Source organism: Roseovarius litoreus (genome assembly GCF_900142765.1).
Lineage (GTDB): Bacteria > Pseudomonadota > Alphaproteobacteria > Rhodobacterales > Rhodobacteraceae > Roseovarius > Roseovarius litoreus.
The window spans coordinates 826,092-840,413 of record NZ_FRCB01000001.1; the positions used below are offsets into that span (position 1 = coordinate 826,092).

At 62.1% G+C, this 14,322-nt stretch carries 16 protein-coding genes; 3 read left to right on the plus strand and 13 right to left on the minus strand.

The window, feature by feature from the left end; genetic code table 11:
* Nucleotides 1-49 precede the first annotated feature (49 nt).
* Genes F3H35_RS04000 through F3H35_RS04010 form a run of 3 tightly spaced genes read left to right on the plus strand, consistent with a single transcriptional unit; the run spans nt 50 to nt 2,321 of the window.
* Nucleotides 50-709 (plus strand): Tim44/TimA family putative adaptor protein, encoded by a 660-nt coding sequence (locus F3H35_RS04000; protein ID WP_149778321.1) that lies wholly within the window; start codon nt 50-52, stop codon nt 707-709.
* Nucleotides 706-1,743, plus strand: coding sequence for a murein transglycosylase A (gene mltA / locus F3H35_RS04005; protein WP_149778322.1), 1,038 nt, complete (start codon nt 706-708; stop codon nt 1,741-1,743). Before F3H35_RS04000 ends, mltA begins: the two co-directional genes overlap by 4 nt.
* Nucleotides 1,740-2,321: a Smr/MutS family protein gene (locus F3H35_RS04010; RefSeq protein WP_149778323.1), complete on the plus strand. Its 582-nt coding sequence runs from the start codon at nt 1,740-1,742 to the stop codon at nt 2,319-2,321. Before mltA ends, F3H35_RS04010 begins: the two co-directional genes overlap by 4 nt.
* Here F3H35_RS04010 and F3H35_RS04015 read toward each other — a convergent pair.
* From F3H35_RS04015 to trxA, 13 genes are all read right to left on the minus strand, one after another.
* Nucleotides 2,304-3,527 carry an MFS transporter gene (locus tag F3H35_RS04015; RefSeq protein ID WP_149778324.1) on the minus strand — a complete coding sequence of 408 codons (1,224 nt, stop codon included), beginning with the start codon at nt 3,525-3,527 and terminating at the stop codon, nt 2,304-2,306. The genes F3H35_RS04010 and F3H35_RS04015 overlap by 18 nt on opposite strands.
* A 60-nt stretch (nt 3,528-3,587) precedes the next feature.
* Complete coding sequence (locus F3H35_RS04020) at nt 3,588-4,208, minus strand: class I SAM-dependent methyltransferase (RefSeq protein WP_149778325.1); 621 nt, start codon at nt 4,206-4,208, stop codon at nt 3,588-3,590.
* 4 nt (nt 4,209-4,212) lie between these two features.
* Nucleotides 4,213-4,965: a CDP-diacylglycerol--serine O-phosphatidyltransferase gene (gene pssA, locus F3H35_RS04025; RefSeq protein ID WP_149778326.1), complete on the minus strand. Its 753-nt coding sequence runs from the start codon at nt 4,963-4,965 to the stop codon at nt 4,213-4,215.
* Nucleotides 4,962-5,651 (minus strand): phosphatidylserine decarboxylase, encoded by a 690-nt coding sequence (locus F3H35_RS04030; RefSeq protein WP_149778327.1) that lies wholly within the window; start codon nt 5,649-5,651, stop codon nt 4,962-4,964. The genes pssA and F3H35_RS04030 overlap by 4 nt, the downstream gene beginning before the upstream one ends.
* Before the next feature lie 248 nt (nt 5,652-5,899).
* On the minus strand, nt 5,900-7,534 hold the full coding sequence (locus tag F3H35_RS04035; RefSeq protein WP_149778328.1) for an acyl-CoA synthetase: 1,635 nt from the start codon (nt 7,532-7,534) through the stop codon (nt 5,900-5,902).
* 5 nt (nt 7,535-7,539) lie between these two features.
* Nucleotides 7,540-8,385: an enoyl-CoA hydratase gene (locus tag F3H35_RS04040; protein ID WP_223228305.1), complete on the minus strand. Its 846-nt coding sequence runs from the start codon at nt 8,383-8,385 to the stop codon at nt 7,540-7,542.
* Nucleotides 8,357-8,806: an OsmC family protein gene (locus F3H35_RS04045; RefSeq protein WP_149778330.1), complete on the minus strand. Its 450-nt coding sequence runs from the start codon at nt 8,804-8,806 to the stop codon at nt 8,357-8,359. Before F3H35_RS04045 ends, F3H35_RS04040 begins: the two co-directional genes overlap by 29 nt.
* 11 nt (nt 8,807-8,817) lie before the next feature.
* Nucleotides 8,818-9,990, minus strand: a complete 1,173-nt coding sequence (locus F3H35_RS04050) for a glycine cleavage T C-terminal barrel domain-containing protein (protein ID WP_149778331.1) — start codon at nt 9,988-9,990, stop codon at nt 8,818-8,820.
* Between the two features lie 159 nt (nt 9,991-10,149).
* Nucleotides 10,150-10,644 (minus strand): Lrp/AsnC family transcriptional regulator, encoded by a 495-nt coding sequence (locus F3H35_RS04055; protein ID WP_149778332.1) that lies wholly within the window; start codon nt 10,642-10,644, stop codon nt 10,150-10,152.
* Nucleotides 10,645-10,804: 160 nt separating this feature from the next.
* Nucleotides 10,805-12,112, minus strand: coding sequence for an ATP-dependent protease ATPase subunit HslU (gene hslU / locus F3H35_RS04060; RefSeq protein WP_149778333.1), 1,308 nt, complete (start codon nt 12,110-12,112; stop codon nt 10,805-10,807).
* Nucleotides 12,109-12,663, minus strand: a complete 555-nt coding sequence (hslV, locus tag F3H35_RS04065; RefSeq protein ID WP_149778334.1) for an ATP-dependent protease subunit HslV — start codon at nt 12,661-12,663, stop codon at nt 12,109-12,111. Before hslV ends, hslU begins: the two co-directional genes overlap by 4 nt.
* Nucleotides 12,664-12,723: 60 nt before the next feature.
* A complete protein-coding gene (locus F3H35_RS04070) occupies nt 12,724-13,872 on the minus strand; it encodes an amidohydrolase (protein WP_149778335.1) in 1,149 nt (382 codons plus the stop codon).
* A gap of 79 nt (nt 13,873-13,951) precedes the next feature.
* A complete protein-coding gene (trxA, locus tag F3H35_RS04075; protein WP_007811771.1) occupies nt 13,952-14,272 on the minus strand; it encodes a thioredoxin in 321 nt (106 codons plus the stop codon).
* Nucleotides 14,273-14,322 lie beyond the last annotated feature (50 nt).

Below are 14,322 nucleotides of genomic sequence, written 5' to 3' on the forward strand. Positions count from 1 at the left end.
ATAAGTTCGGACGTTCAACGTTTCCATGCCTGCTTGACATGAGGTGCCAATGAATTCCCCCCTTCTTCAGCTTCTGGTTCTGGCCGGAATCGCGATCTTCTTGATCTTGCGATTGAAAAGCGTTCTGGGCACCCGTGACGGGTTCGAAGGGCCGCCGCGCAGCGAGCGGGCGGGTGCCGCACCGCAGCGCCGCGACACGTTCGAGGTGATCGAAGGTGGTCCGGATTACGACATCATCGACAATGTCTCCGAAGGATCGGACGCGGCTGATGCCCTGTCACGCATGAAGCGCATCGAGCCTTCGTTCAATGTCGCGCAGTTCCTGCAGGGTGCGCGCGGCGCCTATGAGATGATCCTCATGGCCTTCGAGCGCGGACAGCTCGAGGATGTGGCACCGTTTCTGGATGAAGATGTCTATGAGGCCTTTGCCCAGGTGATCGATGCACGGCAGGAACAGGGCCTGATTGTCGAGGCGGAATTCCTTGGATTGCGCGAAACCAAGCTGGTTGAAGCGACCTTGAGCGATGACAACCGAGCCGCGATCACCGTGCGCTTCGTCGGAGAGCTTACGTCGGTCGTGCGGGATGCCAATGGTGAGATCGTCGAAGGCGATGCAAAGACAGCCAAGCGCCAGAAAGATATCTGGACATTCGAGCGCGTCATGGGCTCGGACGATCCGAACTGGCGGCTTGTTGCCACGGGCGAATGACCGGAAGGCTGTGGGCGGCGCTGGCTGTCTGGCTGTCCTTTGCGGGCGGCCTGTCAGCCAGTGAGACCACTCATAGCATTCTTGATTTCCGGGATCTCGATGGCTGGGAAGAGGACGATCACGAGCGGGCGCTGTCGGTATTTCTCGAGACATGCCCGGATATGGATGATCCCGATTGGTCAGCACTTTGCGCCTTGGCCCAGCAAAAACCCGAAGCGCGCCCCTTTTTCGAGCTGTTCTTTCGGCCGGTGCTGATCGAAAACGCCCAAAGGCCGCTGTTCACCGGATATTTCGAGCCCGAGTTGAACGGCGCTTTGCGTCCTGACAGCCGCTATCGCTTTCCCGTTTACCGGATGCCGCCGGAAGCCAGGGGCGCGGGCCAATGGCTGACCCGGCGGGAGATTGAAACCAGCGACGTGATGAAGGGCCGCGGCCTTGAGATCGCCTGGGTCGATGATCCGGTCGAACTGTTCTTTCTGCAGATTCAGGGATCTGGGCGGATCAGACTTCCTGATGGGGATGTGATCCGTGTCGGGTATGCCGGCAAGAACGGGCACGATTACCGGTCCGTCGGGGTCGAGATGGTGCGGCGCGGCATCTATGAGGTGCATCAGGTTTCGGCGCAGGTCATAAAGAACTGGGTCAGGCGGAACCCTGTCGAGGGTCGCGAATTGCTGTTCCACAACCCGTCCTTTGTTTTCTTCCGCACGGTCGATCAGGTGCCAGCCGATAAAGGACCGCTTGGCGCGATGAACCGCTCGGTGACCCCGGGGCGCACGATCGCGGCCGATCCGGCGTTTGTGCCGCTTGGCGCGCCGGTCTGGATCGAAAAGGGTGGGGAAAATCCGATCCACCGGCTTATGGTGGCGCAGGATACCGGATCGGCGATCAAGGGCCCGCAGCGCGCGGATATCTTCTTTGGGACGGGGGATGCCGCGGGACGCGCCGCCGGCAAGCTGCGCGATCCGGGACGCATGGTGGTTCTGCTGCCGATTCAGCGCGCCTATGCCATGCTGACGGAGCCGTTGCAGTGACGCGCCGACGTGTCAAGCCCGACGAGCTGGAACTTTGGCGCCGGGTTGCCAAGACCACGCAGCGTCTTGCCCCTGAGCGCCGGGAAGAGCATGGGCTTGCGCCAAAGCCGGTGGCGAAAAACACGGCACGCCCGCTTTTGCAGGAGTTCGAGATCGGGCAGAAAAGGATGCCCGCCAAGCCCGAGCACAATCTGTCCGGCGATATCGCCGAAAGGATCGCGCGGCAGCCTGTCAAGATGGATCAAAAGACCTATGGCAAGCTGAAGCGCGGCAAGGTGGTGCCAGAGGCGCGGCTGGACCTTCACGGGATGACCATGGATCAGGCGCATCCGGCGCTTATGGGCTTCATCCTGCGCGCCCATGCGCAGGGCAAACGGCTGGTGCTGGTCATCACGGGCAAGGGCAAGAGCCGCGACGAAGGGGGTCCGATCCCGGTCAGGCAAGGGGTGTTGAGGCATAATGTGCCACAATGGCTGTCATCGCCGCCATTGGCGCAGGCGGTCCTGCAGATCACCGAAGCGCATATCTCGCATGGCGGCGGCGGGGCCTATTACGTGTATTTACGGCGCCAGCGTTAGAAGCGGCCGGGCGCGGGCAATGCCCAGACCCATCATCACGGTGGCAAAGACGAAATAGCCCGCGATGAGCACATATTGCGCTTCGATCCCCAGACCAAGGTCGATCCCCAGCCCGGTCAAACCCGGACCGATTGCCGATCCAAGCACCATGAGCGCCGCTGCCATCGCCTTGATCGAGCCGATATTGCGGGTGCCATAGAACTCGGCCCAGAAGGCGCTTGGCAAGGTGGCGTTCATTCCCGTGGTCAGGCCAAGAAAGAAGAACCCCAGAACCATGGCTGTCGGCCCGTCTGCCTGTGCGAAGAGCAGAAAGGCAAACACCATGGGCACTTGTGACAGCGGCATCAGCCGCGCGGTTCCCAGACGGTCAAGCGCCCATCCCGACAGCACCATCGCAGCGATGGACACCGCAGTGTAGAACGGAAACATCGCCACAAGATCCACATGGTCGATCGTCTTGATATCGGCGAAATGGACCTGATGAAAGAAGAACGCCGTGTTGAAGGCCGAAGGGCCAAGAAGGGCGGGGATCATGAACCAGAAAAGAAAATGGCGCAGCGCCTGATTGCGGGTCCAGTGGCGCGAGTCCATGCCGGTGGATTGGCTGAGATGCGCCATGGATTGAGGGGTGCGTTCATGGCGCAGCAAAAGCAGAAGGATCGGGATTCCGGAAACCGCGATCAGCCCTGCCAGACCCCATAGAAGACGCCAGTCGTAATGGATCATCAGCGCGACGAAGATCAGTGGCAACAGCGCCTCGCCCGCAGCAAAGCCAAGGGTTGCGATTGACAGCGCCTTGCCACGGGTGGCGATGAACCAGCGCGACATGGCGACCACGGCGATATGGCTGGTCATGCCCTGTCCTGCGAACCGCAGGGTGAAGATGACCGCCGGGAGCAGCCACCAGACAGGGTTGAGCGCCATGAACAGGCATGCCGCCATCAGCATCAGAAGAACCAGCGCCCCAAGCACCCTGACGCGGAACAGATCCGTCAGACCCCCGGCCCAGACCATGACAAGCGCCGAAAGCCCAGTTCCAAGCGTATAGATGCCGCCCCATTCACCATGCGACAGGCCGAACTCGGACCGGATCTGACCGGCGAAGATGGAAATGAAGAACGTCTGTCCAAAGCTGCTGAGAAAGGTCAGCAGCACACCAGCGGACAGCCAGGGCGCATTGGAGCGCAGGAACGCAAGGATCGACATGCCCTTTGGTGGAACGGATCGCCCGGAAAGAAAAGGGCATTCGAGCCAGGGGCAGTGCCCTTAGGACGGGCGGGGTTTTTCCATCACCAGAAAGGTCATCATGCCGATCGGCGGCAGCGATTTGTGTTCGGTCACCGACAGATCATCGCGCATCACTTGATCGATGTGGAAATCCGAATGCCAGCCCAGAAGATTGGCGAATGGCGCGGTCACGCGGCCAAGGAAGGCGAGAAACCCGCGCTCGTGCACGAAGTGATTGGTGATGACCACGCGGCCACCGGGCGCGCAGACGCGGGCGATTTCCGCCATGACCTTTTCGGGTTCGGGGACCACGGACAGGACATGCATCGCGGCGACCGTATCAAAGCTGTTGTCGGGAAAATCCAGCTGTCGCGCATCCATCTGCCGCAGCTCCTTGACGTGATGGAGGCCCAGATCGGTTACCCGACGCTGCGCCTTGGCCAGCATATCCTCGGAGAAATCGATCCCGGTGACGGTGCATTTCGGATCGTAATGCGGCAAGGCCAAGCCGGTTCCAACGCCCACCTCAAGCACCGTTCCCGGCCGCTGATTGATCAGACGGACGGCGCGGTTGCGGCCCGCATTGGTGATTTTGCCGAATGTCGCATCGTAGATCGGTGCCCAACGGGCATAGGACGACTCGATCGCTTTGGGATCCATTGGCTTACTCGCTTTGCTCGCTGCGGCGCAATTCTGTGACAAAAGACACAAGGACTGCAACAAGATAGGCGCCACAGGCGGAAAGCAGCGTAATCCACTCGAAAGCGGCGAGCGCAACCATCGCCACGATCACGGTGATGATCGCCAAAAGCCGGTTCTCACGTGCGATGCGGATGGATTTGAACGAGGGCGTTGGGACCCGGCTGACCATCAGGAACCCGATGAACAGCATGTAAAGGCTGACGGCGATGCCCGGCAAGGCGGGCCTGTCGGTAAAGGCGAAGGACAACAGAAGAGGTGCCAGCGCCAGAAAGGCACCGGCGGGGGCGGGAACGCCGGTGAAATGGCTTGCCGGAGCCGTGGCCGAGGGATCGCGGGCGCTGACATTGAAACGCGCTAGTCGCAGGATGCAGCAGATCGCGAAGGCCAGTGCCACGCTCCAGCCGAAGGGCCCCAGATCCTGCATGCCCCAGAAATAGACGATCAGCGCCGGTGCCACGCCAAAGTTGAGGAAATCGGCCAGCGAGTCGAGTTCGAGCCCGAATTGACTGTCGCAGCCGACATAGCGCGCGACGCGGCCGTCGATCCCGTCAAGCACGGCGGCGAGCAGGATAAGCTGCACGGCCACAATGTAATTTCCCTGTACGCCAAAGCGTATGGCGGTGATCCCGGCGCATACGGCGCCGAGGGTCAGCATGTTGGGAATGAGCCTGACCAGCGTCAGGTCGGTGATGGATTTTGCGGGTGGTCGTGTCATGTGTTCGCGTCGTGATCCGTTTTGGGCGCATCGAGATTGGCGATCACGGTTTCTCCGGCGACCATCGTTTGCCCGACACGCACTTGCGGCTCGATCCCCTCAGGAAGGTAGACATCCAGCCGTGATCCGAAGCGGATCAGGCCAAACCGCTGGGACATATCTACACGATCACCGCGATTGACGAAACACACAATCCTGCGGGCCACCAGACCAGCGATTTGGACGACCGCCAGATCTTGTTGGTTGGCCATCCGGATCACCAAGCTGTTGCGTTCGTTGTCGGCGCTGGCCTTGTCCAGGGAAGCGTTGAAAAATTTACCGGGACGATAGGCGATGGCGGTGACTTCACCGGCGACGGGGGCGCGATTCACGTGGCAGTTGAACACCGACATGAAGACGCTGACCCGAGTGAGAGGGGTGTCTGGAAGGCCAAGCTCGGCGGGGGGAACGGCCGGTTCGATGAGGGACACGATGCCATCCGCAGGGCTGACGATGACATCGTCGCGCGCCGGGGCAACGCGCTCGGGGTCGCGGAAAAAGTAGTAGCACCAGACAGTTAAGCCGACCCCGATCCAGCCCAGCACATCTTCGATCAGGAAGAGGGCGAGGGTGATCGCGGCGAAGATCGCCACGAATTTGCGCCCCTCGGGGTGCATGGGTTTGACGAAGGTGGACATCATGTTCATGGCTGGGGTGTTCCGGTTATCTGTAGATCAGCCGCAGATAAGGCAAAACCGGGGGTTTGCATAGAGTGTGCGGAACACGCGCAGGCCGATCCGGCGAATCAGGGCGCAACCGATTGGTTAATGGGCAAAAACCCGCTGCGGTATCGTGTCGGTATAACGTCGGTGTCGCGTCGGTATCGGGCACCGCACCACGCGCGGTTAACAGGGCGCGCGGTGCGGTGTTGCGAAAGACCCGATCCGAGGGCGCGTCAGCCTGCCAGAGCGCGGGCCTGATCGCGAAGGACGAATTTCTGGATCTTGCCGGTCGAGGTTCTGGGGATCTCGGCGAAGACGATGCGGCCCGGCACCTTGTAGGGGGCCAGATGATCGCGGCACCAGGCGCGAAGGCTGGCTTCGTCGGCATCATGGCCCGAGGACAGCTGCACGAAGGCGCAAGGTGTCTCGCCCCATTTGTCATGTGGCATCGCGACGACGGCGGCGACCGCGACGGCGGGGTGACGGTAGAGCGCCTCTTCCACTTCGATCGACGAGATATTCTCGCCGCCGGAGATGATGATGTCCTTGGAGCGGTCCTTGAGCTGGATATAACCATCGGGATGGACGACACCCAGATCGCCGGAATGGAACCAGCCGCCAGCAAGGGCCTTTTGCGTGGCCTCGGGGCTGCGGAAATAGCCCTTCATGACGACATTGCCGCGAAACATCACCTCGCCCATGGTCACGCCATCGCGCGGCACGGGGCGCATCGTGTCGGGATCGAGCACATCCAGCCCTTCGAGCGGGAGATAGCGCACACCCTGACGGGCCTTGAGCGCGGCCTTTTGCGGGCCGGGCAGCGATGACCAGTCGGCATGCCATTCATTGACCACGGCGGGACCATAGGTTTCGGTCAGCCCGTAGAGATGGGTGACATCGAAGCCCGCCGCATCCATTTCGGCCAGAAGCGATTCGGGGGGCGGGGCGGCGGCGGTGAAGAATTGCACGCGGCGATCCAGCGGGCGCTTCACGCTGTCATCGGCGGAGTTGATGAGCGACATCACGATGGGCGCGCCGCACAGATGGGTCACGCCATCTTCGGCCAAAGCGCGCCAGATCGGTTCGGCCCGGACCTGTCGGAGACAGACATGGGTGCCGATGATGGCGGACAGGGTCCAGGGAAAGGACCAGCCGTTGCAATGGAACATCGGCAAGGTCCAGAGATAGACACTGTGTTTGGCCATTGAGGTGGTCAGCGCATTGCCCTGAGCCAGAAGATAGGCGCCGCGATGATGCGAGACGACGCCCTTGGGATCGCCGGTGGTGCCGGAGGTGTAATTGATCGAGATCGCGTCCCATTCATCCTCGGGCATGAGCCACGCGAAGTCGGGATCGCCGGTGGCGAGAAACGCCTCGTACTCTTCGGCGCCGGCCATGCTGCCTGGCCCGTCATATTCGGGATCGTCATAGAGGATGACCGGGGGTGTCACGCTGGCAAGGGCGAGCGCGTCTTGCATCAGGGGCGCGAATTCGCGGTCGACGATCAAGATTTTCGCCATCGCATGATCGAGCTGGAAGGCGATGATCGCCGCATCGAGCCGCGTGTTGATCGAGTGCAGCACAGCGCCGCACATCGGCACGCCGTAATGACATTCGAGCATCGCGGGCGTGTTGGCCAGAAGCGCCGACACGGTGTCGCCCCGACCGATGCCGCGCTGGGCCAGAGCCGATGCCAGCCTGCGCGAGCGGGCATAGAAGGCGGCATAGCTGCGCCGCAGGTCACCATGCAGGATCGCGGTGTGATCGGGAAACACGGCGGCGGCGCGTTCCAGAAAGGTGAGCGGCGTCAGCGGCTGGTAATTCGCCGGGGTTCGATCGAGGCCGGTGTTATAGGGATTGGTGCCCATGGTGCTTATTGATCCTGCCATTGCGGCGCGCGCTTTTCGATGAAGGCATTGATGCCTTCGCGGGCGTCATCGGCCAGCATGTTATCAACCATCACCTGAGAGGCATAGTCATAAGCCTCGGCCAGAGGCATCTCGCGCTGGGCATAGAAGGCGCGTTTGCCGGTGGCCAGTGTCATACTGGATTTCGAGGCGATCTTGCGGGCCATGTCGAGCGTGGCTGCGCGAAGCGCATCTTCGGGGACGGCATGATTGACGAGGCCCATTTCGGCGGCGCGGGAGGCCGGGGTCATGTCACCGGTCAGCAGCATTTCCATTGCGTGCTTGTTGGAGACATTGCGCGACAGCGCCACCATCGGCGTGGAGCAGAAGAGCCCGATATGGACACCCGGCGTGCTGAAGCGGGCGGTATCGGCGGCGATGGCCAGATCGCAGCTTGCCACCAGCTGACAGCCTGCGGCGGTGGCGATGCCCGTGACCTCGGCGATCACGGGTTTCGGGCAATTGACGATGGTCTGCATCATGCCAGAGCACTGGGCCATCACCTTGGTGAAATAGGCGCGGCCCCCGTCGGGACCGGCGCGACCGGCGGTCATTTCCTTGAGATCGTGACCGGCACAGAAGGCGGGGCCATTCGCGGCAAGGATGATGACGCGCACGGCAGGGTTTTGTCCTGCGTCGGTGAAAGCGTCGGTGAGCCGGGTCATCATCGCCTCGGACAGGGCATTGCGGCGCGAGGGATCGTCCAGCGTGAGGCGCAGGATGCCATCTGCGTCGAGATCGGAGAGAAGCATGTGGTTTCCTTTGGAGGCGGTGTTGCGGGACTTAGCGGACGTTGATTTCGACGCTGTCAGCCAGCGTGTTGGCGATGAAGCAATAGCGGTGGGCGCGGTGCTGCATCTGGGCCAATTCGTCTGGGTCGATGGCAAAGCCCGTGTCGAAGCGCACCACCGGGTTCAGGTCGATCCGGGTGACGGACATCTGTCCCTGTGGGTTCTTGCCAAGATGCGCCTCGGCATAGTCGTGATAGCTGGCCACGGGCCAACCGGCCTTGGCGCAGAGCGCAAGGAAAGTCATCATGTGACAGCTGGACAGGGCGGCGGCCAGCGCCTGTTCGGGGTTGGTATGGTCGGGATCGCCGCCCCAATCGGGGGCGGCGTCCACCTGGACCTCGTGGTTGGTATTATAGAGCACGGTGTGCGCGTTTGAGTATTTGCCGGTCTGCAAGGCAGGTTCGGCGCGCTGCCAATGCAGCTCGATCGCGAGGTCGGACATATGCGGGCCTTTTATGCGGTGGCTTGGGTGGTCAGCGGCGACGCGGCGGCGGCCAGTTGCTTGCGCGGATCGAAGAACGGACGTTCCACCACGGTGGCGTTGGTTTCGCCGGAATGGGTCACCACTTCGAGCTGGGTGCCAAGTTCGGCGCAGTCGACCGAGACCATGGCCAGCGCGATGTTCTTGCCAAGCCGGGGCGAGTAGATCGCCGAGGTGACCTTGCCCACGCAGGCGCCGTCATGGTTGATCGGCCAGAAGGTCGTATTGGGGCCGGCCAGTTTCGGTCCGTCGATGACAAGGCCGATCTGCTTGCGGGTGATCCCGTTGTCGCGGATGCGCTGGAGGGCGAATTTGCCGATGAAGTCAGCCTCCATATCCAGGTTCACGAGCCGGTCGAGGCCCAGTTCGAACGGGTTGGTGTGGATGTCGGCATCGGCGTGATAGGAGAGCATGCCGCCCTCGATGCGCCGGATGCTGGATGTGTGACCCGGTTTCAGCCCAAAAGGCATGCCGGCGGCCATGATGCGTTCCCACAGGGCGTCGCCCTTGGTGCCGTCGCGCAGGTAGATCTCGTAGCCCAACTCGCTGGACCAGCCGGTGCGCGAGACGATGAGGGGGATGCCGTCCAGCTCCATCTCGCGGAGCCAGTAATAGCGCAGGTCCATGATCTCGTCGCCGAAGAGGGCGCGCATGATCTCGCCGGATTTGGGGCCTTGCAACTGCAGCGGAGACACGTCCGGCTCGCAGATCGAGACATCGAGGCCGGAATGCACGGCGACGCCCTGCGCCCAGAGCAGAATGTCGCTGTCGGCGAGCGAGAGCCAGAAGTGGTTTTCATCGAGCCGCAGGAGGATCGGATCGTTGAGGATGCCGCCTTCGGCATTGGTGATGAGCACGTATTTGCACTGACCCACGGCCATGTTGGACAGGTCGCGGGGGGTGAGCATCTGAACGAATTTCGCGGCGTCGGGGCCGGTGATCTCGACCTGACGTTCGACGGCGACATCGCACAGGATCGCGCAGTTCACGAGGTTCCAGAAGTTCTGTTCCGGATCGCCGAAATCTCGCGGGATATACATGTGGTTGTAGACCGAGAAGCCCGTCGCACCCCAGCGGACGGTCGCATCGAAATAGGGGGATTTGCGGATCTGGGTTCCAAAGCCGAAGTCATGTGGTTGCATCATGTCGTTCACCCTGTTCTGCGCCGGATTGCTGCCCGGAGCGGCGTTGCTGATGAGCAGGGCGTATCCTGTTTCGGGGTGTAAGCGTGGCCTGAAAACGCGGGCTTTGCAGACCGATCAGGCCGGGATTCGGCCTGTTGGCGACCAAATGGACTTGACGCCTTATCGGGCGGTATGCGCGACCAGTTTGGCGAGGTTGGGTTGCTCGGCCTTGATGAGGCGGGTGGCGAAATAGGTCATGTACCGATCGATGCCCAGATCGGCAGACAGAAGATCCTCCATCACATCCTGAAAGGTGCTCAGGCTGGGGGTGACAACGGTCATGATATAGTCGATCCCGCCGCCTGTCGCGACACAGTTGATGATCGCATCAATGCCCGCGATATGATTTTCGAACCGGTCGAAATCGGTTTTGCGGTGGTGCGTGAGCGAGACCGTCACCACGACGCGGGTCGTATCCACCACGCGATCAAGCGCGATATCGGCGTGATAGCCGCTGATATATCCGGCTGCGCGCAGCCGGGTCAGGCGCGCCCAGCACGGGGTGGGAGACAGGTTCACGAGTTCGGCCAGCTTGGTCTTGCTCAGCTGGCCGTATTTCTGAACAGCGGTCAGAATGCGGATGTCCGCCGCATCCAATCCATTTCGTTCTCGCATCGCACCCTGCTTCCTGCATGCCGAAGACCCGAAAGCAGCGCCCGAAGATCGCGGCGCCTTGCGTTCGCGGCGATTATGCCGCCATGCAGACCGGAATTGAGGGAATTTTGCGACAGCTTAGGGGGTTGCAGCGTCACTTTGGGCGGATCGCGTCGATACCTCAGAGCACATAGCGCGACAGATCGGCGGATTTCATAAGCTCACCCAGATTGGCGTCGACGAAGGCAGCATCCACGGTCACGGTATCGCCGGCACGGTCGGGGGCGGTGAAGCTGAGGTCTTCGAACACCCGCTCCATCACGGTGTAAAGCCGCCGCGCGCCGATATTCTCGACCGATTGATTGACCTCGGCTGCGATTTTGGCCAGCGCCGCGATGCCATCTTCGGTAAACGTCACGGTGACATCCTCGGTTCCCATGAGCGCGGTATATTGCCGGGTCAGGGCATTGTCGGTCTCGGTCAGGATGCGCACGAAATCCTCTTCGGTGAGGGCGCGCAACTCGACCCGGATGGGAAGGCGGCCCTGAAGCTCGGGGAGCAGATCCGAGGGTTTGGCGATATGGAAGGCGCCCGAGGCGATGAACAGGATATGGTCAGTCTTGACCGGGCCGTATTTGGTGGACACGGTCGTGCCTTCGATCAGGGGCAGCAGATCGCGCTGCACGCCTTCGCGGCTGACATCGCCGCCGCGCGCATCGGAGCGAGCGCAGACCTTGTCGATCTCGTCCAGAAAGACGATGCCGTTCTGTTCAACCGCTTCGAGTGCTGTCTTGTGGACAGTGTCGTCATCCAGCAGCTTGTCGGCCTCTTCGCTGATGAGCGCCTCGTAGCTTTCGGAGACAGTCATCTTCTTGCGCACGGTGCGCCCGCCGAACGCCTTTCCGAAGATATCGCCGAGATTCATCATCCCCATCTGGCTGCCGGGCTGACCGGGAATGTCCATCATCCCCAAGGGGTTCGATTGATCGGCGACATCCAGTTCGATCACGGTATCGTCCAGCAGGCCGTCGCGCAGTTTCTTGCGAAACATCTCGCGCGTGGACTCGCGGGCGTCTTCGCCGGCGATGGCGGCGATCACCCGGTCTTCGGCCTGTTGATGGGCCTTGGATTTGACGTCCTCGCGCATGTAGTCGCGGGTCTGGGCGATGGCGCTGTCCACCAGATCGCGGATGATCTGTTCGACATCGCGGCCGACATAGCCGACTTCGGTGAACTTGGTCGCTTCGACCTTGATGAAGGGCGCGCGGGCGAGTTTGGCCAGACGGCGGGAAATCTCGGTCTTGCCGACGCCGGTGGGGCCGATCATCAGAATGTTCTTGGGATACACCTCGTCGCGCAGATCGTCGGCCAGCTGCTTGCGGCGCCAGCGGTTGCGCAGGGCCACGGCGGTGGCGCGCTTGGCGTCCTTTTGGCCGATGATGAAACGGTCGAGTTCCGAGACGATCTCGCGCGGGGTCAGGTCGGTCATTTGGAAATGCTTTCTACGGTCAGGTTGCCGTTGGTATAGACACAGATATCGGCGGCGATGGCCATGGCGTCGCGGGCTATCTGTTCGGCGCTGCGGTCGCTGTCCATCATGCCGCGCGCAGCGGCCAAGGCGTAATTGCCGCCCGAGCCGATCGCGGTGACATCATGTTCAGGCTCGAGCACGTCGCCGGCGCCGGTGATGACATAGATCTGATCGCCATCGGTGACGATCAGCATGGCTTCGAGTTTCTGGAGGTATTTGTCGGTGCGCCAGTCCTTGGCCAGGGCGACGCAGGCGCGCTGCAGCTGTCCGGGGGTTGCTTCGAGCTTGGATTCGAGACGTTCGAGCAGGGTGAAGGCATCGGCGGTCGAGCCGGCAAAGCCCGCAACCACGTCATAACCACCGGGGGACAGGCGGCGCACCTTGCGGGCGCTGCCCTTGATGACGGTGTCGCCAAGGCTGACCTGTCCGTCACCGGCCACCACGACGGTTCCGGCCTTTTTCACGCCGATGATGGTTGTGCCGTGCCAGCCGGGAAATTCTTTGCGCATGGGGCCTCCGTTGGGTTTCCGCCTATATGGAAGGGCGGTGGACAGGGTGCAAGGGGCGCATCAGCCCAGCAGATCGCGGGCGATCCGGGCGAAGATGCGGGTGCCGATCGGGATCAGATCGTCGGGAAAGTCGTAATCGGGGTTATGCAGAGCCGCATGATCCGCGCCTGCGCCCAGAAACAGCATGGCGGCTTTCGCGGAGTGGCAGAAGCGCCCGAAATCCTCGGAGGCGCGCATCGGCAGGCCCGATCCGTCATGCGACATGCCGAGTGCATCGAGCGCCTTGCGGATATGGGCCGTCGCCTCGGGGTGGTTTTCGGAATGCAGGAAAATGTCTTGAAAGCCGTGATCGGCGGTCAGGCCGTGCTGCGTGGCGGTGTGGTGCAGCAGATCGAGCGCGGTGCTGCAAAGCGCGTCCATTCGGTCATCTGTGAGGGTGCGCAGCGTCGCCATGATCGTGGCCTCGCCCGGTGCGATCCCGAAGGCGGCGGCGCCCAAATTGGCATGGGTCACGGTCACCAGCGCGAAATCGGCGTCCTGCGTGGTGCCATGGCCGAGGGCGGTCAGCGCAGGCATCAGGGTGCACAGGGCCGCCATCGGGGAGGTGCCGTTCTCGGGCTCGGAGGCATGGGCGGTCTTGCCCGTGAGCCGGGCCAACAGCCCACGCGAGGCGCAGTTCACCGGCCCTTCGGCTAGCCCGACATGGCCCAGGGGCAGGCCCGGCATGTTATGCAGGGAAAAGGCGAAATCAGGTGAAACAGTGTCGAATTGCGGGTCCGCGATCACCGCTTGCGCCCCGGCGCCGGTTTCTTCGGCAGGCTGGAACAACAGCACGACGCGACCGCGCGCGGGACGCTGGCGGGACAGAAGGCGCGCGAGGCCCATGAGGATCGTCATATGCCCGTCATGACCGCACAGATGCCCGGTGCCGGGATAGGCGGAGCGGTGGGGGCTTTCCGAAAGCTCTTGGATCGGGAGGGCATCCAGTTCGGCGCGGAAGAGGACGGTTGGGCCGGGATCGGTGCCCTGATAGATCGCGGCGATGCCATGCCCGCCAAGATCGGTCAGGATGTCATCGGGTGCCTGCGCGTCCAGAGCGGTGAGAATACGGCGGGCGGTCTGCGCTTCATGTCCCGAAACCTCGGGGTGGCGGTGCAGATCGCGGCGCAAGGCGGTCAGATCCGCGATATCGGAATTGCTGAGCATCATGGGCCTTTTGTCACCTGTCCGGGGGCAAAAGAAAAGGGCCGCAAGCGCGGCCCCTTCAACATCAACTGTACAGCACCGATCAGATGCTGCTTTCGATCCAGTTTTGCAGCGCGGCCTTGGGGGCGGCGCCAGCGCGGTTCGAGATCACCTCGCCATTCTTGAAGATGAACAGCGCCGGGATGCCGCGGACGCCCATGGCGGCGGCCGTGTTCGGGTTGCTGTCAACGTCGATCTTGGCGATCTTGACCTTGCCGCCCATTTCTTCGGACAGTTCTTCGAGGGCCGGGCCGATCTGCTTGCACGGGCCACACCATTCGGCCCAGAAATCGACCACGACGGGAATGTCGGAGTTCTTAACTTCTGCGTCGAATGTCTCGTCTGTTACGGCTACGGTGCCCATTTTATGTCTCCTGACAGGAATTGATTTGACCAGAACGTATGGAGCGTGAC